The organism is Bradyrhizobium sp. I1.14.4 (assembly GCF_050435825.1).
Classification (GTDB): Bacteria; Pseudomonadota; Alphaproteobacteria; order Rhizobiales; family Xanthobacteraceae; genus Bradyrhizobium.
This window is the reverse complement of sequence record NZ_JBNDLA010000006.1, coordinates 372,010-394,425: the sequence shown is the minus strand read 5'-3', so window position 1 is coordinate 394,425 and position 22,416 is coordinate 372,010. Positions and strand designations below refer to the sequence as shown.

Below are 22,416 nucleotides of genomic sequence, written 5' to 3'. Positions count from 1 at the left end.
GCTGCCGAAGCAGCCTTTCTTCTCTTTTGCCGTCAGAAAATCCGGATAGCACCGCCCTCAAATAGCGTCCAGCCCGGATTCGCCGGTCCGGATGCGGATGGCTTCCTCGATGTTGGAGACGAAGATCTTGCCGTCGCCGATCCGTCCGGTCTGGGCCGCGCGGCGGATCGCGTCGATCGCCTTCTCGACCAGGTCGTCGCCGATCACGATCTCGATCTTCACCTTGGGCAGGAAATCGACGATGTATTCCGCACCGCGATAAAGCTCGGCATGGCCCTTCTGGCGGCCAAATCCTTTGGCCTCGGTGACGGTGATGCCTTGCAGTCCGACTTCCTGGAGCGCTTCTTTCACCTCGTCGAGCTTGAAGGGCTTGATGATGGCTTCAATCTTCTTCACTGAGCGCCTCCCGGGCATTGCAGATTGCAGGATCGAGTTCGATGCGCGTGGGGCGCAGTCTGGTTGGTCTTAAGCCTTCCGGCGGGTGGCCGGAAACACGCGCAATGGTCGCATGGAGCGGCATTGTGTGCGGCTTCCTCAAAAGCAGGGTCTATGCCAAGTTGTTAAGGTCCCCAATTTCGGAATGTTATCAGCCTTTTAACAGGCAATCGGCTGATATCGAACCACATGGGCCATGATATCCAAGCCCAACAAATAGGCAAATAGATCAATTCGTATGCAGTCGGCCAGTAGAAACCACGCCAACGTCACAGGAATTGCCTCTCGAAAAGGCGAAGCGATTGAGGATTCGGCATGGACGTTCTGACCACCATCGAGATGGAGCGCGCCGATCGGCTGACCATCGCCGCCGGCACGCCGGGCTTTGCGTTGATGATGAGCGCCGGCCAGGCGGTCGCTGAAGCGGCGATGGACCTGGTCGAAAAGGGGCCGATCGTTGTGGTTGCCGGCCGCGGCAACAATGGCGGTGACGGCTTTGTCGCCGCCGCCGAGCTTGCCGCGCGGGGCCGCGAGGTCTCGGTGATCCTGCTCTGCGAGCGCGACAGTCTGCAGGGCGACGCGGCGCTGGCGGCGAAGGGCTGGAAATATCCGGTGCTGCCGTTCAACCCGCAGGCGCTCGGCAGGCCGGCGCTGATCATCGACGCGCTGTTCGGCGCCGGGCTCAATCGCCCGGTGAAGGGCGATCCGCTGGAGATGATCGCGGCCATCAACGCCAACGGTACGCTGGTGCTGGCGGTTGACCTGCCGAGCGGCATCAACGGCACGTCGGGCGCGGTCATGGGGGCGGCCGTGCAGGCGACCGAGACCGTCACCTTCTTCCGCAAGAAGCCCGCACATCTGTTGCTGCCGGGCCGGATGTATTGCGGCCGCGTGCGCGTCGCCGATATCGGCATCGCCGCGCAGGTGCTCGACGAGATCAAGCCACTGACTGCGGAGAACGTGCCGCAGGCCTGGCGATGGTCGTTTCCGGTGCCGCGGATCGATGGCCACAAATATGCAAGGGGGCATGCCGTCGTGGTTTCCGGCGATCTCGCCTCGACCGGAGCGGCGCGGCTCGCCGCACGCGCGGCGCTGCGCGCAGGCGCAGGCCTCGTGACGCTGGCCTCGCCGCGCGATGCGCTTGCCGTCAACGCGGCGGCACTGACCGCGGTGATGGTGCGCGCGGTTGACAACCCGATCCAGTTCGCCGAACTGCTCGACGATAAGCGGCTCAATGGCTGCGTGATCGGTCCGGGCGCCGGCATCAGCGCGCGCACCCGCGACTTCGTTCACACCGCGCTGTCGGCGCAGCGGCATCTGGTGCTCGATGCCGACGCGCTGACCAGCTTTGCCGGTTCGCCGGACCGGCTGTTCGAGGCGATCAAGGCGTCCGATGACCAGCAGGTGGTGCTCACCCCGCATGAGGGCGAGTTTCCGCGGCTGTTCAGCGATATCTCCAACAAGCATCCCGGCCGCTCGAAGCTCGAGCGCGTGCGCGCGGCTGCCGAGCGCTCCGGCGCGGTGGTGCTGCTGAAGGGCGCCGATACGGTGATCGCGTCTCCCGACGGCCGCGCCACCATCGCCGCCAACGCGCCGCCCTGGCTCGCCACCGCCGGCGCCGGCGACGTGCTGTCAGGCATCATCGCCGGCTTCCTGGCGCAGGGCGTCGCGGCTTTCGAGGCCGCCAGCATCGGCGTCTGGCTGCACGGCGAGGCCGCCAGCGAGGCGGGGCCCGGACTGATCGCCGAAGATCTCACTGAAGTGCTGCCGGCCGTGTTCCGCCGGCTCTATGACGAGTTCGGGATTGAGTATTAGGCGGCTCGCGCTCGCCGACATGGACGCCGCCGCGCGCGTGCATCGTGCTGCGTTCGACGATGCGCTGCCCTGGCTCGCCGGCCTGCGCACCCCCGATGAAGACCGCTGGTTCTACCGCGAGCGGACGTTCGCGGCCTGCGCGTTGTGGGGCGCGTTCGACGGCGAGGCGATGAGCGGCGTGATCGCGTTCCACGACGACTGGATCGCGCAGCTCTACGTGCTGTCGGCTGCGCAGGGCCGCGGCATCGGCAGCGCGCTGCTCGCGATCGCGAAGCAGCGCGCGGACCGGCTGCAACTCTGGACCTTCCAGCGCAATGCGCGGGCGCGCCGCTTCTACGAGGCGCGCGGTTTTGCCGCGGTTGAGGGAACCGACGGCAGCCGCAACGAGGAGAAGGAGCCGGACCTGCGCTATCTCTGGACACGCGTGACCGGCGGATGACATATTGATCGGACTAACTGACCGCAGGCGGACCCGGGGACAGGACGGGGCTCACGGCGAGGCGAAAGATCGTCTGACAATCGGCCACCATTTGAGCACTTAGTGCCTGTATCGACGACGAGCAAATGTACCCTTGAGCCTCGAAGCTGCGCGGTACGGACCGGAGCAACATGACGAGTCCCTGCCGCGTCCTAATGATCTATCCGAAGTTCGTTCCCGACTCGTTCTGGAACTATACGGAAGCTTGCGAACTCGTCGGCGCGAAGTATCCGGCGGCGCCACTCGGACTGATCACCGTCGCCGCCATGCTGCCGAAGCATTGGGAGATTCGTCTCGTCAACCGTAACACCGAGCCTTCGACCGACGCGGACCTTGACTGGGCCGATCTCGTCATGATCGGCGGCATGCTCAACCAGCAGCCTGATTTTCTCCACCTGATCGATCTCGCCCACCGGCACGGCAAGCCAGTATGCGTCGGTGGGCCTGACGTCTCCTCCAGCCCGCACCTTTACGCGGATGCGGACTTCCAGGTGATCGGCGAGGCCGAACATATCATCGAGGAATTCGTCGCCGCTTGGGAAAGCGGCGAGCGCAAGGGCGTGTTCATCGCCGAGAAATTCAAGATCGACGTCACGCTAAGCCCGATGCCCCGCTACGATCTGATCAAGTTCGATCAGTATCTCTTTATTGGCGTGCAATATTCGCGTGGCTGCCCGTTCACCTGCGAGTTCTGCGATATTATTGAGCTGTATGGGCGCGTGCCGCGTACCAAGACCCCCGATCAGATTCTCGCCGAGCTGCAAGCGCTCTACGATCATGGTTATCGTGGGCATGTCGATTTCGTCGACGACAATTTCATCGGCAACAAGAAAAATCTCCGCATCTTACTGCCGCGGCTCAAAGCCTGGCTGGAAGAGCGAGACTATCCGTTCGAGTTCTCGACCGAAGCCTCGATCAATATCGCTGACGACAGCGAGCTGTTGCAGGCAATGAAGGACGCGAACTTCTTCGGAATTTTCGTCGGCATTGAGAGCCCGGATCCGGAGACCCTCGTGCAGATGAAGAAAAAGCAGAACACCAGGCGCAACATCGCCGAGAGCGTTCACAAGATTTACGACTATGGCATGTTCGTCACTGCGGGTTTCATCGTCGGGTTCGATACCGAGAAAGTCTCGATGGCGCAGGCGATGATCGACTTCATCGAGGAGGCGGGCATTCCAGTCTGCATGGTTGGACTGCTCTATGCGCTGCCTGGCACGCAGCTGACGCGGCGGCTAGCCAAGGAAGGCCGCCTGCACAAAGGCCATGATCTCATGAAGGTCGAGCAGGCGGGCGACCAATGCACGCTCGGCTGTAATTTCGACACCAAGCGTCCGCTTCGTGACATCCTTACGGATTACAAGGCTGTGCTCGGGCACGTGTACAGCCCGACGGCATACGCAGGACGGCTGTCGCGGCTTGCCGCCATGCTCGACCGGTCCGACCGGCGCCGCGACCTGCCGGATGGCGACATGCGCAAGAGGCTTGGCGGCATCGACAGCGTGCACAAGATCATGTGTGCCCTGCCGGAGGTTCGCGAGCCGTTCTGGAAGACCTTCGTCGAGGTCGCCAAGTCCAATCCAGGCGCGCTACGCTACATCGTGATGCTGATGGCGCTGTACTTGCACTTCGGGCCGTTCTCGAAGCACGTGATCGGTGAGATTGACCGCCGGATTGCCGAGTTGGATGGTCCGCCTCCGGTGAGGGCCACGGCGCTTGTGCCGTGAGTTCATCAAGGATGCAGTTTGATGGGGGTAAAGTTCGCTGCAGGCGATCGCGGTCGCGGTGCTCGGCATCGAGACTCGCAAGCGCCCGCTGGAGGCGTTGCGGCCGGAGGTCATGGATGGCCAGGCGTCGCCCGCGCCGGCGCGCGGCAAGCTGCAACCGAGCGCCGGAGGGATTCGCCGCCGGCGGCGAGTAGTTGCTGTGCAAGGGCACATTCGCAATCCCGGAAGATGTCCGCGTGATCCACCCATGCGGACATCCGGGCGGGATCCCGGCGATATCTGCCTCGCGATACTTTTGGTGGACGCGTCGGGAGATGCGGGCTAAACGCGCAGGACATTCCCTTGCATCCCGTGAATCTCGCTCGTGAGTGGCAGGCAGAACAATTTCCTCGCTCAGGCGCTGCAACAAGGCGCATCGGCGTTGCGGTCGCAGCAGTTTGCTCAGGCTGAGCAGATCGCGACAAACATCCTGAAATCAAACCGCACGGACAGACATGCGGCGCTTCTCTTGGCGCATGCCCTGATGGGGCAGAGCCGGGGAGGCGAGGCGATTGCACCGCTCGAGCGGGTTGCACGCCGCGGCGACGATGGAGAGGTTGAAACCTTGCTCGGCGCGTTGCTGTGCGGCGCCGGGCGCGTCGCGGACGGCATCGCGCAGCTTCGGCGCACGGCGGCGCGCCGCCCGCCATATTTCCCGTCCTTTCAGGAACTCGCCGGGCAACTCGCCAAGGCCGGTCAACACGACGAGGCGATCAGCACGATCGAGGCCGGCCTCGCTCTGGCTCCCGACAGTGTCGATCTGAAGCTCGATCTCGGGCACCTGTTGCATGAGACCAATCAAATCGCGCGGGCTGCGAGCGTCCTGACGGCTGCACGCGATGCTGCGCCGGGACGTCCCGATGTTCTCAAGCAGCTCGGACGGGTCCTGATCCTTCGTGGCGACTACGCCGCAGCCGCGGATGCTTTCCGCCGCGTGCTCGGGCTGTATCCGGACGATCGTTCGACCCGCGCCTATCTCGCCACATCCCTCTTCGAACAGGGGGAGCGCGACGCTGCCGAGGCGGCGCTGCGCGCCGTCATTCGTGGTCAGCCCCGGCTGCTGGGGCGCGCGGCAGTCGTCATGGCCGCGGGATCGCGTGGCCGCTTCTTCTTCTCGCAGCGCGACGTTGCGAAGTTCCTCGGCGGGGAGTCGTCAGGTTGAGCGCAGCGGACGCAACCTCGTCGCGCCTCAAGCCCTGAAGTTTCTCCGATAGAGGTTGGGCTCTCGCTTGAGCTCGCCGCGGAATTCGCCGACGCGCGTGGCTTCTTCCGCGGTGAAGGGCGATGCCTGCGCGGTCCAGTCGTCTCGCTTGACGGGGATACATTGTGCGATCGGCGTCCCCATGGGGAGGACACCTCTGAAATTCCTGTCGTGCCAGTACGCCGGAAAGTGCACCCAATTGTCGGAATAGAGGTCAGAGTTGACGAGGCCGCTCAATGTGGTGAATGGCAGGTCGAAGCGGTTGACGGGATGCGTGAAGTAGACTGCGTATCCTTCCGGGGCTTCGACGGTCCACAAATTGTGGAATTTGAGAAAGAAGCGGCCTTCTTCGAACAGCGGGGTGCCGGTGACCTGACCCGGGTCGTGAAATCCGATCGGCGAACGTGGAAATTCGGGCGTGCCGCCCGGCGGCAGGTCCTGGTCCCAGGTGATCTCGCCGTTCTCGACTTTGAGATCGCAGACCAGCGGCAGCAAGAACCCGCAGGTCATTGCATCCACGAATGGCGGGCAGCGCTTGATCGTGTCTTCGTCGTGCAGGTTGATCGAGCTGAAGGCCGTCGCCGGCATTGCCTTGAGCCAGTCGGGAACGCCCTGGGCCGCAGGTATGGGGGGCGGAATCCGTCCCTCAAGCTCCGTCGGACAGCGAAATTTGAGCGTCAGCTTGTTATTGGTGGACATTGGGCGCTCCGATGTCCTGACGAACTACATGAATACGTCGCAAAGGTGAAGCTCACGATCGGTCGATGATGGGCAGCCACCACGCTGTCGAACTCATGTGAAGGGTGGAGCGGCGATACCCATGATCTAGCCGCCCGGAGATGATTAATGGGTGTCGCACCGCATCCTGCGGTCTTCGGTCCGCCACTAGCTGACCAGATACTTTGTGATCGCCGGCTCGTTCCATTCGATCCCGAGCCCGGGACCGCGGGCGGTCACCGCGCCGTCTGCGATCTCGGCGGGCCTTGCGAGGATCGCGCCGGCGAAGTCGAGGAATTCGAGCCAGTGCGCGGTCGGCGTCACCGCGAGCAGATGCGCGCTGACCTCCGCAAACAGATGACTCGACATCGGGATCGAGGCCGCGTCGGCTTGTCCCGCGACCTGCATCCAGCCGGTGACGCCGCCGACCTTCATGACGTCGGGCATGATGAAGTCGGATGCGCCGGCCGCGATCGCCTCCGCGAAGCCGCGCGGAAACCACCAGTTCTCGCCGGCCTGGATCGGCGTCGGCGAGGTCTCGCGGACCTTGGCGTGGCCGGAGAGACTTTCCTGCGGCACCGGCTCCTCGATCCAGTGCAGGTCGTAGGGCGCAAGCCGGTTGATGCGGCGGGTTGCCTCGGCCGGATCGAGCGACTGGTTGAAATCGATCATCAGTGCGACGTCGGGGCCGAGCAGGGCGCGCACACCTTTCACGACACGCTCGTCGTTGGCGGCATCGCCGTCGCCACCCTTGATCTTGATGCCGCGGAAGCCCTGGTCGAGCGAACGCCGCAGCGCGCGCTCATCGGCATCAGGATCGACCACGCCGTAGCTGTCATAGGCCCTGATCGGCTTTGCAGAGCCACCGAGCAATTCGACCAGCGGGCGGCCGGCGAGCTGCCCGAGCACGTCCCAACAGGCCATGTCGAGACCTGATACGGCCATGCCGACCAGGCCCTGCCAGCCGAGCAACCGAAACCTGGCGTCCATCGCCTTCATCAGGTCGAACGGCGCGACCGGCTTGCCGACGAGCTCGCGGCCGATCTCCTCGATCAGATAGACCAGAGGTTTAAGCGTCAGCCTGCTGTAGGCGAAGATGTAGGTGCGGCCGGTAACGCCTTGATCGGTTTCTACATCGATCAGGACCAGCGGACCGGAATCGATCACGCCGAAGGCGTTCTTCACAGGGCGCTTGAGCGGCACCACGACGCTTCGCGCCTTAACTCCGCGGATCGCTGCAACTGTCGGGCTCATGGATGTTTCCTCTTCTTGTTATTTTGTTATTGGACACTGTACCATCGGACGAGCCGGGGCGCGGCCCAGTCGGTCGCGACCTGCTCGATCAGATAGCGCCCCGGATATTCGGCGAGGAAGGCGATGCGCTGGGTCTGGCCCGGTTCGACCGCGAGCGTGTCGAGCCAGAACGGCTTCCAGCCGTCGTCGAGCCGGTCGAGCAGACGGAAGTGATGCCCGTGCAGATGAAAGACGCTGGCGGTCGCGCCGCGGTTGGTGAGCGCCAGCACGACCGGCCGGCCGACTTTGGCCTGAAAGGCCGGGGCGATTGACGGCTTGAAATCCGCCGGGCGGAACCATTCGGTCGGCGTGCCGAGCACCAGATCGAACCTCGCGGCGCTTCTGAGATCGAGCTGGGCCGGCATGTCGTTGCCCGGAAGCGGCGGCGCCGGCGGGAACGGCGCCGCTCGGATCGGCGGTTCGTTCGAGACGATCACCTTGCCGACCGGGCGGGCCTCTTTGCCGTCGTGCAACAGGATCGGGAAGCTGGTTCCGGCGGGACCGGCGGCGTCGACGAAGACGTCGGTGCGGCTTCCCGGAGCCAGTACCAACGCGCCGTTGCGGGCCGGAAACGGTTCGGCCGGCTGGCCGTCGATGGCCATCACCCGGACGTCGAGATTCTCCAGCTTGATCGCCAGTACGCTGCGTTGGCTGCCATTGATGAAGCGGAGTCTGAGGCGGGTGTTGGCCGGTGCCGAGACGTCGTATGAGGTTTTGCCGTTAATCGTATGAATCTGCGTCGAATCCTTTGGATCGCTTCCGGGCGCGATCGCGGTTCCGTCTGCCCGTAGGCGCCACTCCTCGATCAGCAAGACTTCATCGCGGTCGACCGCGACCGGCGAGGTACCGGTGACGATCAGCGGCCGCGGCCGTGCCGGCACCGTCGTGCCGCCGTCGGTGAACAGCGGCTCGCAGAGGAAGGTACCGGCATGCCGAAGTGGGAGCTGGAAGGTATCCTTGGCCCCGGCGGCAAGGGGCGCCCGGGAGGCCAATGGCTCCGCGGCCGCGACACCATCGAGCCCGCGGCAATCGAGCGCGGCCGCAACCGGCAGCTCGTTGCCAAAGGTCACGTCGAGGACCTCGCCGCGCTTGAAGCGGAGGTCGCCACTGCCAAGCGTCCAGACCGGTGTCTCCGGTCCGTCAGGACCAGGTCCGCCAGGACCCGGGCTACCCGGACGAAGCAAGATGCGATCGGCTTTGGCCTGCAGCGCGACTGCCGCCCGGCCCTGCGCCGGGACCGGGACGGGCAGAGCGGGGCAAAGCGCCGCGGCGCCGAGGGCGGCCATCAGGCCGCGCCGGGTGAGGAAAAATTCGGGACTTGCTACAGGACTTGCCATCCAGCCGATGCGGACCATTTTCAACTGTACCTGTCCAGTCGCGATCGGTCGCAGGGCGGGCTCTCCAGCGGCCATTTTTTTGCTGCGAACCGATGGGCGCATGTTATAAGCCCGGCCGCCCGCGGCATCGCGGCCGGACTGGATGCTTTTCGCGCGGGCGTGGCGGAACTGGTAGACGCGCTGGATTTAGGTTCCAGTGACGAAAGTTGTGGGGGTTCGAGTCCCTCCGCCCGCACCAAGCGCTTACAGCGTTTGCATGACGATTCCTTGGAGAACCTTGGGCCCCGAAGGGGACGAGGGTTCGCCGAACCCACAGACGTTAGGCCGCAAGGCTCACCGTCGAACAGATTGAACACTGCCACGGCCGCTCGGGCCGCGGCAAAAGCGGAAGAAGATTGATACCATGCAGGTCACCGAGACCCTCAACGAGGGACTGAAGCACGAATTCCAGATCAGCGTTCCGGCATCCGATCTCGATGCCAAGGCGGACGCCAAGCTCGTCGACCTCAAGGACAAGGTCCGTCTCAACGGCTTCCGTCCCGGCAAGGTGCCGGTGGCGCATCTGAAGAAGATCTATGGCCGCTCGGTGATGGCCGAGACCATCGACCAGACCATCAGCGACACCAACCGGCAGATTTTCGAGGATCGCGGCTTCCGCCTCGCCGGCGAGCCGAAGATCACGATGCCGACCGAGAAGGACCGGGTCGAGGAATTGCTGTCGGGCAAGACCGATCTGACCTACACGGTCGCGATCGAAGTCGTGCCGCAGATCCAGCTCGCCGATTTCAAGTCGTTCTCGGTCGAGAAGCCGGTGGTCGATGTCTCCGACGCCGACGTCGACGATGCCATCAAGCGCATCGCCGAAGGCAGCCGCCCGTACAACGCCAAGGCCGAGGGTGCGAAGGCGGACAAGGGCGACCGCGTCACCATCAGCTTCAAGGGTACCATCAACGGTGAAGCCTTCGACGGCGGCACCGGTGAGGGCATTCAGGTCGTGATCGGCGCCAGCCAGTTCATCCCGGGCTTCGAGGACCAGCTGGTCGGCATCGGCTCGGGCGAGACCCGCACGCTGAAGGTCGGCTTCCCGAAGAACTACCTGAACGAGAAGCTCGCCGGCCAGCCGGCCGAGTTCGAGACCACCGCCACGCTGATCGAGGCGCCCGGCGAGACGACGATCGACGACGAGTTCGCCAAGACGCTTGGCCTCGAGTCGCTCGACAAGCTGAAGGAAGCGGCCCGCGAGCGCCTGACGGCCGAGTTCGCCGGCGCGACCCGCCAGAAGGTCAAGCGCGCGCTGCTCGACCGGCTCGACGAGAGCCACAAATTCGAAGCGCCGCCGTCGCTTGTCGCCGAAGAATTCAACCTGATGTGGAACTCGATCAAGGCCGAGATGGACTCGTCCGGCAAGACCTTCGCCGACGAGAACACCACCGAGGATGCGGCCAAGGAAGAGTACCACAAGATCGCCGACCGCCGTGTCCGACTGGGCCTCGTGCTGTCGGAGATCGGCGAGAAGAACAAGATCACGGTCACCGACGACGAGGTGTCGCGCGCCGTGATCGAGCGTGCGCGCCAGGTTCCCGGCCGCGAGAAGGAGGTCTGGGACTACTACCGCAGCAACGCCCAGGCGCTGGCGCAGCTCCGTGCCCCGATCTACGAGGACAAGGTCGTCGACTTCGTCCTGGAGCTCGCCAATGTGACCGAGAAGAAGGTCACCAAGGATGAGCTGTTCAAGGATGAAGACGCCGAGAAAACTGCCGCCTAATTCCGGCACCTCGCGTTAAGGACGAACCGCGAAAGCGCGCCTGGCCAGGATCCCCGTCGCTGGGCGCGCCGCCGCGAATCAGCTTGAACTTCCGTGACCTGCCCAGATGGCTAGTGCCGGTCTTGTCGGCCGGAAATTGGCCCATATCTGCTTTAAGCCTTGAGCCAGTGGCCTTAAGCCAAGTAGGCTTAAGCAAAGTTCTGCATCACCCCTAACCCCTTGGGTTCTTTCATGCGCGATCCCGTTGAAACCTACATGAACCTCGTGCCGATGGTCGTCGAGCAGACCAATCGCGGCGAACGCGCCTACGACATTTTCTCGCGCCTGCTGAAAGAGCGCATCATCTTCGTCACCGGTCCGGTGGAAGACGGCATGTCGACGCTGATCGTCGCGCAGCTCCTGTTCCTCGAGGCCGAGAACCCGAAGAAGGAAATCTCGATGTACATCAACTCGCCGGGCGGCGTGGTGACGTCGGGCCTTGCGATCTACGACACGATGCAGTTCATCCGTCCGCCGGTGTCGACGCTGTGCACGGGGCAGGCGGCCTCGATGGGCTCGCTGCTGCTTGCAGCCGGCGAGAAGGACATGCGCTTCACGCTGCCGAATTCCCGCATCATGGTGCATCAGCCCTCCGGCGGCTTCCAGGGCCAGGCCACCGACATCATGCTGCACGCGCAGGAGATCCTGAATCTCAAGAAGCGCCTCAACGAGATCTACGTGAAGCACACCGGCCAAACCTACAAGGCGATCGAGGACGCGCTCGAGCGCGATAAGTTCCTTACCGCCGAGGATGCCAAGGCGTTCGGCCTCGTCGACAAGGTCATCGACAGGCGTCCGGAAGATCCGTCGGCGGCGAAGGCTGCCTGACAAAGCCGCCTGATCCGGGCAGGCAGCTCCAGGCGTCCTGTGATCTCCACATTGACGCCTCACATAACCGGCAAAAGCAGGACGGCGGAGTACCCCGCAAGTGCATACGCATGGGCGGAAAGTTCCGCTTTCGTGCTCACTGGCCGGCGTGGTAATCCCGCAACGTTCCGTGGATTTCGACGCGTATTCCACGTGCGGTCGTAGAAAATCACGGTATTGTCACGGTCTTGAGCCGGCCATCCGATTAGCGAATTCTTGATAGTCGGGTGCCAGCATGGTTGGCTGTAATGCATCGGCCAAGATCGCGGAGATTCGAATAAACCGTGATTGGCACGGTCAGTATTGCGTAGGGTCTTTTTTGGTACGGAATTTGCTCTATCTACCCAATACGCCGGTCGTGTACCGGATTGGGTCGATCTGGCAAACAAGGTCGAACGGCGGACGGAGATAATGAATGAGTAAGGTCGGCACGAGCGACGCCAAGAACACGCTATATTGCTCGTTCTGCGGCAAGAGCCAGCATGAAGTTCGCAAGCTGATTGCCGGACCGACTGTCTTCATTTGCGACGAGTGTGTCGAACTCTGCATGGACATCATCCGCGAGGAGAACAAGTCCTCGCTGGTGAAGTCGCGCGACGGCATCCCGACACCGAAGGAAATCTGCAAGGTTCTGGACGACTACGTGATCGGCCAGAGCCATGCCAAGAAGGTGCTTTCGGTTGCCGTCCACAATCACTACAAGCGGCTTAACCATCAGACCAAACACAACGACGTCGAGCTGGCGAAGTCGAATATCCTGCTGATCGGTCCGACCGGTTCGGGCAAGACGCTGCTCGCGCAGACGCTGGCCCGCATCCTCGATGTTCCGTTTACCATGGCTGACGCGACAACGCTGACCGAAGCCGGCTATGTCGGCGAGGACGTCGAGAACATCATCCTGAAGCTGCTGCAGTCGGCCGACTACAACGTCGAGCGTGCGCAGCGCGGCATCGTCTATATCGACGAAATCGACAAGATCAGCCGCAAGTCGGACAATCCCTCGATCACCCGCGATGTGTCGGGCGAGGGCGTCCAGCAGGCGTTGCTGAAGATCATGGAAGGCACCGTGGCGTCGGTCCCGCCGCAGGGCGGCCGCAAGCATCCGCAGCAGGAGTTCCTGCAGGTGGATACCACCAACATCCTGTTCATCTGCGGTGGTGCATTCTCGGGCCTCGAGAAGATCATCTCCGCGCGTGGCCGCTCGACCTCGATCGGCTTCGCGGCGCAGGTGCTCGCGCCGGAGGATCGCCGCACCGGCGAGATCTTCCGCCACGTCGAGCCGGAAGATCTGCTGAAGTATGGCCTGATCCCGGAATTCGTCGGCCGTCTGCCTGTCGTCGCGACGCTGGAAGACCTCGACGAGGCCTCGCTGAAGAAGATCCTGACCGATCCGAAGAACGCGCTGGTGAAACAGTACCAGCGGCTGTTCGAGATGGAGAACATCGAGCTGACCTTCGCCGACGAGGCGCTCGGCGCGGTCGCCCGCAAGGCGATCGAGCGCAAAACCGGCGCTCGCGGCCTGCGGTCGATCCTGGAGAGCATCCTGCTCGAGACCATGTTCGACCTCCCGGGCCTGGAAGGCGTCGAGGAAGTCGTGATCTCGCGCGAAGTTGTGGAGGGAACGGCGCGTCCGCTCTACATCTACGCGGATCGTTCCGACCGCGCCGTCGAGAGCAGCGCGAGCGCCTGACAGCGCTCGTTTCGACCCGCCAAAAATGCACGGCTGCCGGGCGATCCGGCGGCCGCTGTGGCGCAGCAGCAGCAACCATTTTGGCATCGCAGTAAATGCCTGTTTAGCCTGAATTTCCGGGCACTTCTCAGACTTGACACCCCCCCGCCTGATAGCCACCTAATGCTGTCAGTGAGGGATCTCATGCGTTGAGATTCGTCGCTTTTCGATGCGGAATAAGCGGCTGCTGACGGCAATCTCATTCCGGATCACCAAGGCACCTTGTGGCGGTTGCGCAAGCAGGTGGACTGCGTGCAAGGGGGCAAAACAAAAGGATAAGGCCATGACGACCTCGAAACCCCGGCCAACGATCGTCCACGGCGAAAGCCACTCCTATCCGGTGCTGCCGCTCCGCGACATCGTCGTCTTCCCGCACATGATCGTGCCGCTGTTTGTCGGCCGTGAGAAATCGATCCGCGCGCTCGAAGAGGTGATGAAGAACGACGCGCTGATCATGCTCGCGACGCAGAAGAACGCGTCCGACGACGATCCGGCACCCGATTCAATTTACGAGACCGGTACGCTCGCCAGCGTCCTGCAGCTCCTGAAACTGCCCGACGGCACCGTGAAGGTGTTGGTCGAGGGCCTCGAGCGCGCGCGCGTCGAGAAGTATTCCGACCGCAGCGAGTATTACGAGGCGACCGCGGTCGCGCTCGCCGACACTGATGCTAACTCGGTCGAGGCTGAGGCGCTGTCGCGCTCGGTCGTATCCGACTTCGAGAGCTATGTGAAGCTGAACAAGAAGATCTCCGCCGAAGTCGTCGGCGTGGTTCAGGCGATTACCGATTTCGCCAAGCTCGGCGACACCGTTGCCTCGCATCTCGCGGTCAAGATTGCCGATCGGCAGGCGATCCTGGAGACGTTGTCCGTCACGCAGCGCCTGGAGAAGGTGCTCGGCCTGATGGAGAGCGAGATCTCGGTGTTGCAGGTCGAGAAGCGCATCCGCTCGCGCGTCAAGCGCCAGATGGAGAAGACCCAGCGCGAGTATTACCTGAACGAGCAGATGAAGGCGATCCAGAAGGAACTCGGCGACGACGAAGGTCGCGACGAGCTGGCCGATCTGGAGGAGAAGATCTCCAAGACCAAGCTTTCCAAGGAAGCGCGCGAGAAGGCACAGCACGAGCTCAAGAAGCTGCGCCAGATGTCGCCGATGTCCGCGGAAGCGACCGTTGTGCGCAACTATCTGGATTGGCTGCTGTCGATTCCGTGGGGCAAGAAGTCCAAGGTCAAGAAGGACCTCGAGGCCGCGCAGGCGGTGCTGGACTCCGATCACTACGGGCTCGAGAAGGTCAAGGACCGTATCGTCGAGTATCTCGCGGTGCAGTCGCGCGCCAACAAGCTGACCGGACCGATCCTGTGCCTGGTCGGGCCTCCCGGCGTCGGCAAGACCTCGCTCGGCAAGTCGATCGCGAAGGCCACGGGGCGCGAGTTCGTGCGCGTGTCGCTCGGCGGCGTGCGTGACGAAGCCGAGATTCGCGGTCACCGCCGCACCTATATCGGCTCGATGCCCGGCAAGATCATCCAGTCGATGCGGAAGGCGAAGACCTCGAACCCGCTGTTCCTGCTGGACGAGATCGACAAGATGGGCGCCGATTTCCGCGGCGATCCGTCGTCGGCGCTGCTTGAGGTCCTGGACCCCGAGCAGAACTCGACCTTCAACGACCACTATTTGGAGGTCGATTACGACCTGTCCAACGTCATGTTCATCACGACCGCGAATACGCTCAATATTCCGGGACCGCTGATGGACCGCATGGAGATCATCCGGATCGCCGGTTACACGGAGAACGAGAAGGTCGAGATCGCGCGCAAGCACCTGATCCCGAGCGCGCTCTCCAAGCACGGCCTGGACTCCAAGGAATGGTCAATCGACGACGCGGCGTTGCTGCTGATGATCCGCCGCTATACCCGCGAAGCGGGCGTGCGTAATTTGGAGCGTGAGCTCTCCACACTCGCCCGCAAGGCGGTGAAGGAGCTGATGATCTCCAAGAAGAAGTCGGTGAAGGTCACCGAGGCCAACATCGAAGAGTTCCTCGGCGTGCCGAAGTATCGCTTCGGCGAGATCGACGACGAGGATCAGGTCGGTATCGTCACTGGCCTGGCCTGGACCGATGTCGGCGGAGAGCTGTTGACCATTGAAGGCGTCATGATGCCCGGCAAGGGCAAGATGACCGTCACGGGCAATCTGCGCGACGTGATGAAGGAGTCGATCTCGGCGGCGGCGTCTTACGTCCGTTCGCGCGCGATCGTCTACGGCATCGAGCCGCCGCTGTTCGATCGCCGTGACATCCACGTTCACGTGCCGGAGGGCGCAACCCCGAAGGACGGTCCGTCCGCCGGTGTGGCGATGGCCAGCGCGATCATCTCGGTCATGACCGGCATTCCGGTCCGCCACGATGTCGCAATGACCGGCGAGATCACGCTGCGTGGTCGCGTGCTGCCGATCGGCGGTCTGAAGGAGAAGCTCTTGGCTGCCGCGCGCGGCGGCATCAAGACGGTGCTGATCCCAGAGGACAACGCCAAGGATCTCACGGAAATCTCCGATGCGATCAAGGGCGGCATGGAGATCATTCCGGTCTCGCGGCTGGATGAGGTCGTCGCCAAGGCGCTGGTCCGCGTGCCTACGCCGATCGTCTGGGAAGAGGAGACAAGCAAGGTCGACGTCAAGCCCGATGCTTCCGATGAGGCGTCCGGCGGACTGACGGCGCACTGAACGAAACCCCGATCTGAAAAATCAAACGGCGCCTTCGGGCGCCGTTTTTGTTCTTGGCGGTTCGTGCGTCTGCGTTCCTGCGTTGCCCGGATTACTCTTTCTTCTCGACGACGAAATTGCCGATCGCCCCGAGCGCCATCAGCACGCTGGTGCCGAGGAACACCGCGCGCATGCCGATATGGCCGCCGATGAATCCGCCGGCGAGCGGGCCGATCACCTGGCCGGCATATTGTGCCGAAATCGAATAGCCGAGCATGCTGCCGGTGACGGCGTCGGGCACGTTGTGCCGGATCACGCTTGCGATGCAGGGCAACAGACCGCCAAGCGCGAGCCCCATCAGGAAGCGGAGCAGGATCAGTTGCCAGCCGCTGACCACGAAGGCCTGCGGGATCAGCAGCACTGCCGAGACTGCGAGGCAAACGTTGATGATCCGCCAGTGGCCGACACGATCGGCCAGCTTGCCCAGATGCGACGACGACAACAGGCTGCCGAAGGCCGCCGCCGACATCACGAGGCCGGCCACGAACGTCACCTGCGGTGCCTCGAGCAGCTGCGCGACGTAGACCGTGATGATCGGCTCGATCGACATGTTGGCGATCAGCAGCAGCAGGCCGGTTCCCCACATCGCGATCACCGGGCGCTTGTCCGGGACGAGCGACCAGCCGCCACGCGATTTGCTGCCCTTCGCCGCCTTCGGACGCGCCTCCTCGCGGATCAGGAAAGTCGTGCCGAGGAAGGTGAAGAAGATGACGCCGCCGATCAGGACGAAGGTCGCGCGGATGCCGATCAGCCCGGGCAGGACGCCGCCGATCAAGGGGCCGACCAGGCTGCCGGCCATGATGCCGGCCGACAGCACGCCGATCGCCCAGCCGGATTGCGCTTTCGGCGTCTGCGCCGCGACCAGCACGGTCGAGCCCGAGGCGTAGCCGCCGAGCAGGCCGGTCAGCAGCCGCAGGCCGACCAACTCATAGACGTTGTGCGCCATGCCGATCAGCGACATCGCGATCGCCATGCCGAGGCTGGCGCGGATCAGCATCAGCTTGCGGCCGTAGCGGTCCGCGAGCCGTCCCCACAGCGGCGCGGTCAGCGCCGCACTGAAAAAGGTTGCGCCATAGGCCACGCCCGACCACTGCACGACGGCGGCGTGGTCCGTCACGCCGAGCTGCTCGACATAGAGCGGCAGGAACGGCAGCAGCAGCGTCATCCCCACGATCGTGGTGAAGGAGCCGAACAGGCAGACGATGAGGTTGCGCTTCCAGGGGCCCGCGTCGAGGGCCGTGTCTCGATCGATTTCGATGTTCATGTCAGCGCAGCCCGATGACGGCGAAGCCGCGCGCCCGCAGGCCGCGGCGGTCCTCATTCAGCGAATGGAGCAGCCGATCGCGGGTATCCGTGATGTGATCGGCGGCCTCGCGCGCTGCAGAATCCGGATCGTTGGCCTTGATGAAGCCGAGAATACGCCGGTGCTCGCGCCAGGCCTGTTCGCGCGAAGGTTCGGTCCACACTTCAAGCCAGCGCGCCCGCGACAGCCGGGTCATGGCGCCGGCGATCGCCTTGACGATAAAGGGGTTGCCGGAGAGGCGGGCGATCTCGATATGGAAATCCGTGCCGACACGGTGCCATTCCTCGCGCGGCGCGCCGGACTGGCAAGCATCGAGCATCCCGTCGACGCCGGCGATGTCGGCCTCGCTGGCCCGCGCGCAGGCGAGGCGGACGGCAGTCGTCTCCAGCGGAATCCGGAACTCGGCCAGCGCCTCCAGCTCACCGAGGTCGATCGGCGCGACAATCCAGTTGCGGCCGTCGCGGCGCACCAGCTCCTCGCCTTCGAGCCTCACCAGCGCGGCGCGGATCGGCGTGCGCGACCCCTCGAACCGGCTCTCCAGCCAACGCTCAGTCAGCCGCTCGCCGGGGCCGAGGTCGAGGGAGAGGATCATCTCTCTGAGCTGGCCGTGGATCTGAAGCATCTGTGACATGGGGCCGTCCTTGCGCCGTCCCCGGCGGGTGAACGGAATTGAGTTGTGGCGATTGACATATCCCAAATTGGTATCCCAAACAAGGCAGATCCGGGATACCAGAGTTGTACCGGCAGGGCGGGCGTAGAGTCGCGCCGCGGACGATGGAACGGCGCCCTCGGGGCTGCTTTGTTCGATGAAATTAGGAGAAACTAGCATGCACATCGACGGGCAATGCCATTGCGGGGCCGTCACCTATCAGGCCGAGATCGACCCCGAGCGGGTATCGATCTGCCATTGCACGGACTGCCAGGCGCTGACCGGATCGCCCTATCGCGTCACCGTGATCTGCGCCGCCGACCAGGTGCGGCTGACCGGGCATGCGCCGAAAGTGTACGGCAAGCGCGGCGATAATGGCCGGATCCGCTTCCAGCATTTCTGCGGCGATTGCGGTTCCCCCCTGTTCACCAGCGGCGAGGACGGTGGTCCCGACGACTGGGGCGTCCGCTGGGGCAGCATTCGCCAGCGCGGCCAATTGACCCCGCGACGCCAGGTCTGGTGCCGCTCCGCCGCGCCATGGATCAACGATCTCAAGGGATTGCCGGAACGGCCGATGGATTGAGGCGTTTGCGATCTTGCGCCTCGGGGGCAGGCGAGGCTAAAGAGGCGCGACGGTCAAGGGCGGCTAGCTCAGCTGGTTAGAGCATCTCGTTTACACCGAGAGGGTCGGGAGTTCGAATCTCTCGCCGCCTACCAGCCTTCGCTACTCGCGGGCTGCGGCTGGGCAAGCCAGCCTTTGCGGATGAACTTATCCGCTTGTTCGGTGCCGGGCGTGCTTCCCCCGATGGGATCCGGCCCTATGGTTGAAGCATTCTGATTGTCGAGATCGGCCACTTACCGATGTGCCCCTTGATCGAGATGCGCAACCCATGCGACTCGTCCAGAGACACGCCCTCGATGGTCCCTGCCGTCCCATCGGTGAGAACCGCAGCCCTTCCGACAAGTTCGGCCTCCACTTGCACATGCTCGCGCAGGATGACGGTGGCGCGGTGTTTCACGAGCTGTAAAGCGGCCGCTGGTTGGTGGGCCCGACGTAGTGAGGCCATGGCTCGGCTCTCCGTGAGCGCGCGGAGAGGGCGCGATCCCGGCCGTGGGGTAGTCTATGGGATGGCCGGGACCGCGCTTGCTCCGCGCTGGCGTGCCAAATGTCGTTCGATACCCGATGGCGCGAAAGGTGCCGAAGGTCACGCTTTCGTCGCGGGGCCGGGATCGGTTCCTGCCGGCGCGATGCCGCTCAGGTTTGGCGCCGACGCTGCTGCAATGCTATTGTCTCGGCCTAACCGGGAACTTGATGCATGCGCAAACTCGCCGCGATTCTTCTCCTCACCATGATTACCGGACCTGCATTCGCGCAGGCGGACCACGTTCAGCGCTATCGCGAAGAGGTCGAGAAGTCGCCGGCAGATACCGCCAACGAGCAGCGTCAGCAGCGCGCCTATCAGCGCGCGCTCAGCGGCGTGCCGGACCAGAAGCCGACCGACCCGTGGGGCATCGCGCGCAGCAATGACGGGCAGGGCTCCCCCAAGAATGCCGCCAAGACGAAGCCGGCAAAGCCCACGAACGCAGCCGCCAAATAATCCCCGAGCGCGGACCAGGTCGATGAAATACTACGTTTGCAAATTGACCGGACCGCGCCCGACCTTTCCGCAGGACATGACGCCGCAGGAAGCCGCAATCATGCAGGCGCACGTCGCCTATTGCGGCGAGTTGCTGCGTGCCGGCAAAGCGCTGGTGTTCGGACCGGTCGCCGATCCCGCCGGCGTCTGGGGACTGGGCGTGCTGCAACTGTCCGACGATGCCGATCCGCAGGAGATCGTTGCCAACGATCCCGTGACCAAGGCCGATGCCGGATTCACCTATCAGCTCATGCCGATGCTGCGCGCCGCGACGCGCGAGAGCTGCTAAAGCATGCTCCGGAAAACTGCGGAGCGGTTTTCCCTCGCGACAAACCCAAGCGTTTGCGCGGAGATTATGCTCGAACGTGAAACTACGGACCTTTCTCAAACGAGGTTTTGATCGCATGAACGCAGGTCACCCGCAAAACGCCGATCAGATCGCATATTGGAACGGGCCGGGCGGTCAGCGCTGGGCCGCACGACAGGCTGCGCAGGACATCGTGCTGCAGCCGGTCCTCGACCTCCTGATCGATCGCGCGGCGCCGAAGGCCGGCGAGCGCGTCGTCGATGTCGGATGCGGCAGCGGGGCCTCGAGCTTCGCGCTGGCCGCGAAGGTCGCGGCCGATGGGTATGTGTTTGGCGTCGACGTCTCGGAGCCGATGCTGACGCGAGCGCGGCAGAGCGCGCTTCAGGGATTGCCGGTCGAGTTCGCGCTTGCCGATGCGACGGTCTATCCGTTTGCTCCCAAGAGCTTTGATCTATTGGCCTCGCGCTTCGGCGTGATGTTCTTTGCCGATCCCGTGTCGTCGTTCACCAATTTGCACAAGGCGATGAAGCCGGCGGGCCGTCTTGCTTTCGCCTGCTGGCAGGAGCCACGCGAAAATCCCTTCTTCATGACGCCGCTGCAGGCGGTCTACAAGCACGTGCCGAAGCTGCCGCCGCTTGGCCCCGAGGATCCCGGCCCGTTCGCGTTCGCATCCGAGGCCCGCGTGAAGCGGATCCTGGGCGAAGCCGGATTCTCCGGCATTGCCATGGAGCCGTGCAAGGTCGATCTCGATGTCGCGACCGGCCGCGGCATCGATGCGGCGATCCAGGGCGCGCTCGAGATCGGGCCGGCCAGCCGCGCGCTGGAAGGGCATCCGGATGAGGTGCGCTCCGCCGCGATCGCCTCGATGCGCGACGCGCTGGCGCCCTTCGTTAAGGGCGATTCCGTGCCGCTGCCCGGCGCGATCTGGATCGTGACGGCGCGGGCCTGATCAGGCCCGTTCTTCCCAGATTATCGCGAGGTGCACGATGGTCTGGACGGCCTTTTCCATGTCCTGCCGGCTGACCCATTCGAGCCGCGAATGGAACGCGTGCTCGCCGGCGAAGATGTTCGGGCAGGGCAGGCCCATGAAGGACAGGCGCGAACCGTCGGTGCCGCCGCGGATCGAGGTCTGCACCGGCGATAGCCCGGCGCGCTCGATCGCCTCGATCGCGTAAGTGACGATCTGGGGGTGGCGATCGATCACCTCTTTCATGTTGCGGTATTGCTGCTTGACCTCCATGCGGTAGGTCGAGCGCGGATATCCCTTCATGACATCCTTCGCGATCGCTTCGAGCAGCGCTTCCTTCTGCTTCAGACCCGCTTCGGCGAAGTCGCGCACGATGAAGTCGATCCGCGCATTCTCCAGCGCGCCCGAGATCGCGACCGGATGCAGGAAGCCTTCCTTGCCTTCGGTGGTCTCGGGCGAACAGGTGTCTTTCGGCAGGCGATCGACGATCGCGGCTGCGATCTTGATCGCGTGCTCCATCTTGCCCTTGGCGAAGCCCGGATGGGTCGCGACGCCTTCGATAATGATGCTGGCGCCATCGGCGGAGAAGGTCTCGTCCTCGATGTGGCCCGCGGTCTCGCCGTCCATGGTGTAGCCGAAATCGGCGCCGAGCTTCTTGATGTCGACCTTGTCGACGCCACGGCCGATCTCCTCGTCGGGCGTGAACAGGATCTTGATGGTGCCGTGCTTGACCTGCGGATTGGTGACCAGGAAATGCGCGGCATCCATGATCTCGGCGAGGCCGGCCTTGTTGTCGGCGCCGAGCAGGGTGGTGCCGTCCGTGGTGATGATGTCGTTGCCGATCTGGTCGGCCAGCGCCTCGTGCTCCGCGGCGCGGATCACTTGCGAGGCGTCAGCGGGCAGCACGATATCGCCGCCGCGGTAGTTCTTCACGACCTGCGGCTTGACGTTCTTGCCGGAGCAGTCGGGCGAGGTATCCATGTGCGAGCAGAAGCAGATCACCGGCACCGTCTTGTCGGTGTTGGCCGGGATCGTCGCATAGACGTATCCGTGCGGATCGAGATGCGCGTCGGATAAGCCCATCGCCTGCAGCTCGGCGACCAGCAGGCGGCCGAGGTTCTTCTGCTTCTCGGTGGAGGGCGTGGTGGGTGAATCCGGGTCGGACTGGGTGTCGATCACGACATAGCGCAGGAAGCGCTCGGTGACCGTGTGCTTGAAGTCGAGAGCCGGAGCCAGCATGAAGACCGCGCAGGGATGGAGAACAGGAATAAGGCGCTCAGGCGAAGTTGGTTCGCGCAAGCAAAACGCATCAAGAGACAGCTCTATAACAGAAAAGCGCCATTCCGGGGCCGCGTCACG

The 22,416-nt window shown here is 63.8% G+C and carries 20 protein-coding genes and 2 tRNA genes; 14 read left to right on the top strand and 8 right to left on the bottom strand.

Annotated elements, in window-relative coordinates; genetic code table 11:
- Nucleotides 1-57: 57 nt before the first annotated feature.
- Nucleotides 58-396, bottom strand: coding sequence for a P-II family nitrogen regulator (locus ABIB78_RS16150; protein ID WP_011441447.1), 339 nt, complete (start codon nt 394-396; stop codon nt 58-60).
- A 354-nt stretch (nt 397-750) separates the two neighbouring features.
- On the opposite strand from ABIB78_RS16150, the gene ABIB78_RS16145 reads away from it, so the two are divergent.
- The 4 genes from ABIB78_RS16145 (at nt 751) to ABIB78_RS16130 (ending at nt 5,656) form a co-directional block, all read left to right on the top strand.
- Nucleotides 751-2,250 (top strand): NAD(P)H-hydrate dehydratase, encoded by a 1,500-nt coding sequence (locus tag ABIB78_RS16145; RefSeq protein ID WP_429026112.1) that lies wholly within the window; start codon nt 751-753, stop codon nt 2,248-2,250.
- A complete protein-coding gene (locus tag ABIB78_RS16140; RefSeq protein ID WP_429026110.1) occupies nt 2,225-2,689 on the top strand; it encodes a GNAT family N-acetyltransferase in 465 nt (154 codons plus the stop codon). Before ABIB78_RS16145 ends, ABIB78_RS16140 begins: the two co-directional genes overlap by 26 nt.
- Before the next feature lie 170 nt (nt 2,690-2,859).
- Nucleotides 2,860-4,455 carry a B12-binding domain-containing radical SAM protein gene (locus tag ABIB78_RS16135; protein WP_429026108.1) on the top strand — a complete coding sequence of 532 codons (1,596 nt, stop codon included), beginning with the start codon at nt 2,860-2,862 and terminating at the stop codon, nt 4,453-4,455.
- A 364-nt stretch (nt 4,456-4,819) separates the two neighbouring features.
- Entirely contained in the window at nt 4,820-5,656 is an 837-nt protein-coding gene (locus ABIB78_RS16130; RefSeq protein ID WP_429026106.1) for a tetratricopeptide repeat protein, read from the top strand.
- Nucleotides 5,657-5,683: 27 nt separating this feature from the next.
- Here the strand turns inward: ABIB78_RS16130 and ABIB78_RS16125 are convergent, their stop codons facing one another.
- The 3 genes from ABIB78_RS16125 to ABIB78_RS16115 form a co-directional block, all read right to left on the bottom strand.
- Complete coding sequence (locus tag ABIB78_RS16125; protein ID WP_429026104.1) at nt 5,684-6,394, bottom strand: hypothetical protein; 711 nt, start codon at nt 6,392-6,394, stop codon at nt 5,684-5,686.
- Between the two features lie 186 nt (nt 6,395-6,580).
- A complete protein-coding gene (locus ABIB78_RS16120; protein WP_429026103.1) occupies nt 6,581-7,666 on the bottom strand; it encodes an enolase C-terminal domain-like protein in 1,086 nt (361 codons plus the stop codon).
- Between the two features lie 26 nt (nt 7,667-7,692).
- Nucleotides 7,693-9,060 (bottom strand): multicopper oxidase family protein, encoded by a 1,368-nt coding sequence (locus ABIB78_RS16115; RefSeq protein ID WP_429026167.1) that lies wholly within the window; start codon nt 9,058-9,060, stop codon nt 7,693-7,695.
- A gap of 135 nt (nt 9,061-9,195) precedes the next feature.
- Here ABIB78_RS16115 and ABIB78_RS16110 point away from each other — a divergent pair.
- The 5 genes from ABIB78_RS16110 (at nt 9,196) to lon (ending at nt 16,155) form a co-directional block, all read left to right on the top strand.
- Nucleotides 9,196-9,280: transfer RNA gene (locus ABIB78_RS16110), tRNA-Leu, on the top strand.
- A gap of 165 nt (nt 9,281-9,445) precedes the next feature.
- Nucleotides 9,446-10,807 carry a trigger factor gene (gene tig, locus ABIB78_RS16105; RefSeq protein WP_429026102.1) on the top strand — a complete coding sequence of 454 codons (1,362 nt, stop codon included), beginning with the start codon at nt 9,446-9,448 and terminating at the stop codon, nt 10,805-10,807.
- Nucleotides 10,808-11,038: 231 nt separating this feature from the next.
- Nucleotides 11,039-11,674, top strand: a complete 636-nt coding sequence (locus tag ABIB78_RS16100) for an ATP-dependent Clp protease proteolytic subunit (protein ID WP_429026099.1) — start codon at nt 11,039-11,041, stop codon at nt 11,672-11,674.
- Between the two features lie 454 nt (nt 11,675-12,128).
- Nucleotides 12,129-13,403 carry an ATP-dependent Clp protease ATP-binding subunit ClpX gene (clpX, locus tag ABIB78_RS16095; protein WP_429026098.1) on the top strand — a complete coding sequence of 425 codons (1,275 nt, stop codon included), beginning with the start codon at nt 12,129-12,131 and terminating at the stop codon, nt 13,401-13,403.
- A gap of 322 nt (nt 13,404-13,725) precedes the next feature.
- Nucleotides 13,726-16,155, top strand: a complete 2,430-nt coding sequence (gene lon, locus ABIB78_RS16090) for an endopeptidase La (RefSeq protein ID WP_429026096.1) — start codon at nt 13,726-13,728, stop codon at nt 16,153-16,155.
- 91 nt (nt 16,156-16,246) lie between these two features.
- Here the strand turns inward: lon and ABIB78_RS16085 are convergent, their stop codons facing one another.
- Together ABIB78_RS16085 and ABIB78_RS16080 are read right to left on the bottom strand one after the other, a co-directional pair.
- Nucleotides 16,247-17,458, bottom strand: a complete 1,212-nt coding sequence (locus ABIB78_RS16085; protein WP_429026095.1) for an MFS transporter — start codon at nt 17,456-17,458, stop codon at nt 16,247-16,249.
- Between the two features lies 1 nt (nt 17,459).
- Complete coding sequence (locus tag ABIB78_RS16080) at nt 17,460-18,128, bottom strand: GntR family transcriptional regulator (protein ID WP_429026092.1); 669 nt, start codon at nt 18,126-18,128, stop codon at nt 17,460-17,462.
- 196 nt (nt 18,129-18,324) lie between these two features.
- Between ABIB78_RS16080 and ABIB78_RS16075 the strand changes: the two genes are divergently transcribed.
- Nucleotides 18,325-18,729, top strand: a complete 405-nt coding sequence (locus ABIB78_RS16075) for a GFA family protein (RefSeq protein ID WP_429026091.1) — start codon at nt 18,325-18,327, stop codon at nt 18,727-18,729.
- Between the two features lie 57 nt (nt 18,730-18,786).
- Nucleotides 18,787-18,863: transfer RNA gene (locus ABIB78_RS16070), tRNA-Val, on the top strand.
- A 101-nt stretch (nt 18,864-18,964) separates the two neighbouring features.
- Here the strand turns inward: ABIB78_RS16070 and ABIB78_RS16065 are convergent.
- Complete coding sequence (locus ABIB78_RS16065; protein ID WP_429026090.1) at nt 18,965-19,213, bottom strand: PRC-barrel domain containing protein; 249 nt, start codon at nt 19,211-19,213, stop codon at nt 18,965-18,967.
- A gap of 249 nt (nt 19,214-19,462) precedes the next feature.
- Between ABIB78_RS16065 and ABIB78_RS16060 the strand changes: the two genes are divergently transcribed.
- The 3 genes from ABIB78_RS16060 (at nt 19,463) to ABIB78_RS16050 (ending at nt 21,039) form a co-directional block, all read left to right on the top strand.
- Nucleotides 19,463-19,744, top strand: coding sequence for a hypothetical protein (locus ABIB78_RS16060; RefSeq protein WP_429026089.1), 282 nt, complete (start codon nt 19,463-19,465; stop codon nt 19,742-19,744).
- Nucleotides 19,745-19,766: 22 nt separating this feature from the next.
- Nucleotides 19,767-20,072: a YciI family protein gene (locus ABIB78_RS16055; RefSeq protein ID WP_429026088.1), complete on the top strand. Its 306-nt coding sequence runs from the start codon at nt 19,767-19,769 to the stop codon at nt 20,070-20,072.
- 115 nt (nt 20,073-20,187) lie between these two features.
- Entirely contained in the window at nt 20,188-21,039 is an 852-nt protein-coding gene (locus ABIB78_RS16050) for a methyltransferase domain-containing protein (protein WP_429026086.1), read from the top strand.
- On the opposite strand, the gene pepT is transcribed toward ABIB78_RS16050, so the two are convergent.
- The gene (gene pepT, locus ABIB78_RS16045) at nt 21,040-22,296 is read right to left on the bottom strand and encodes a peptidase T (protein WP_429026083.1); all 1,257 of its coding nucleotides are present in this window, start codon (nt 22,294-22,296) and stop codon (nt 21,040-21,042) included. It lies immediately after the preceding gene.
- Nucleotides 22,297-22,416 lie beyond the last annotated feature (120 nt).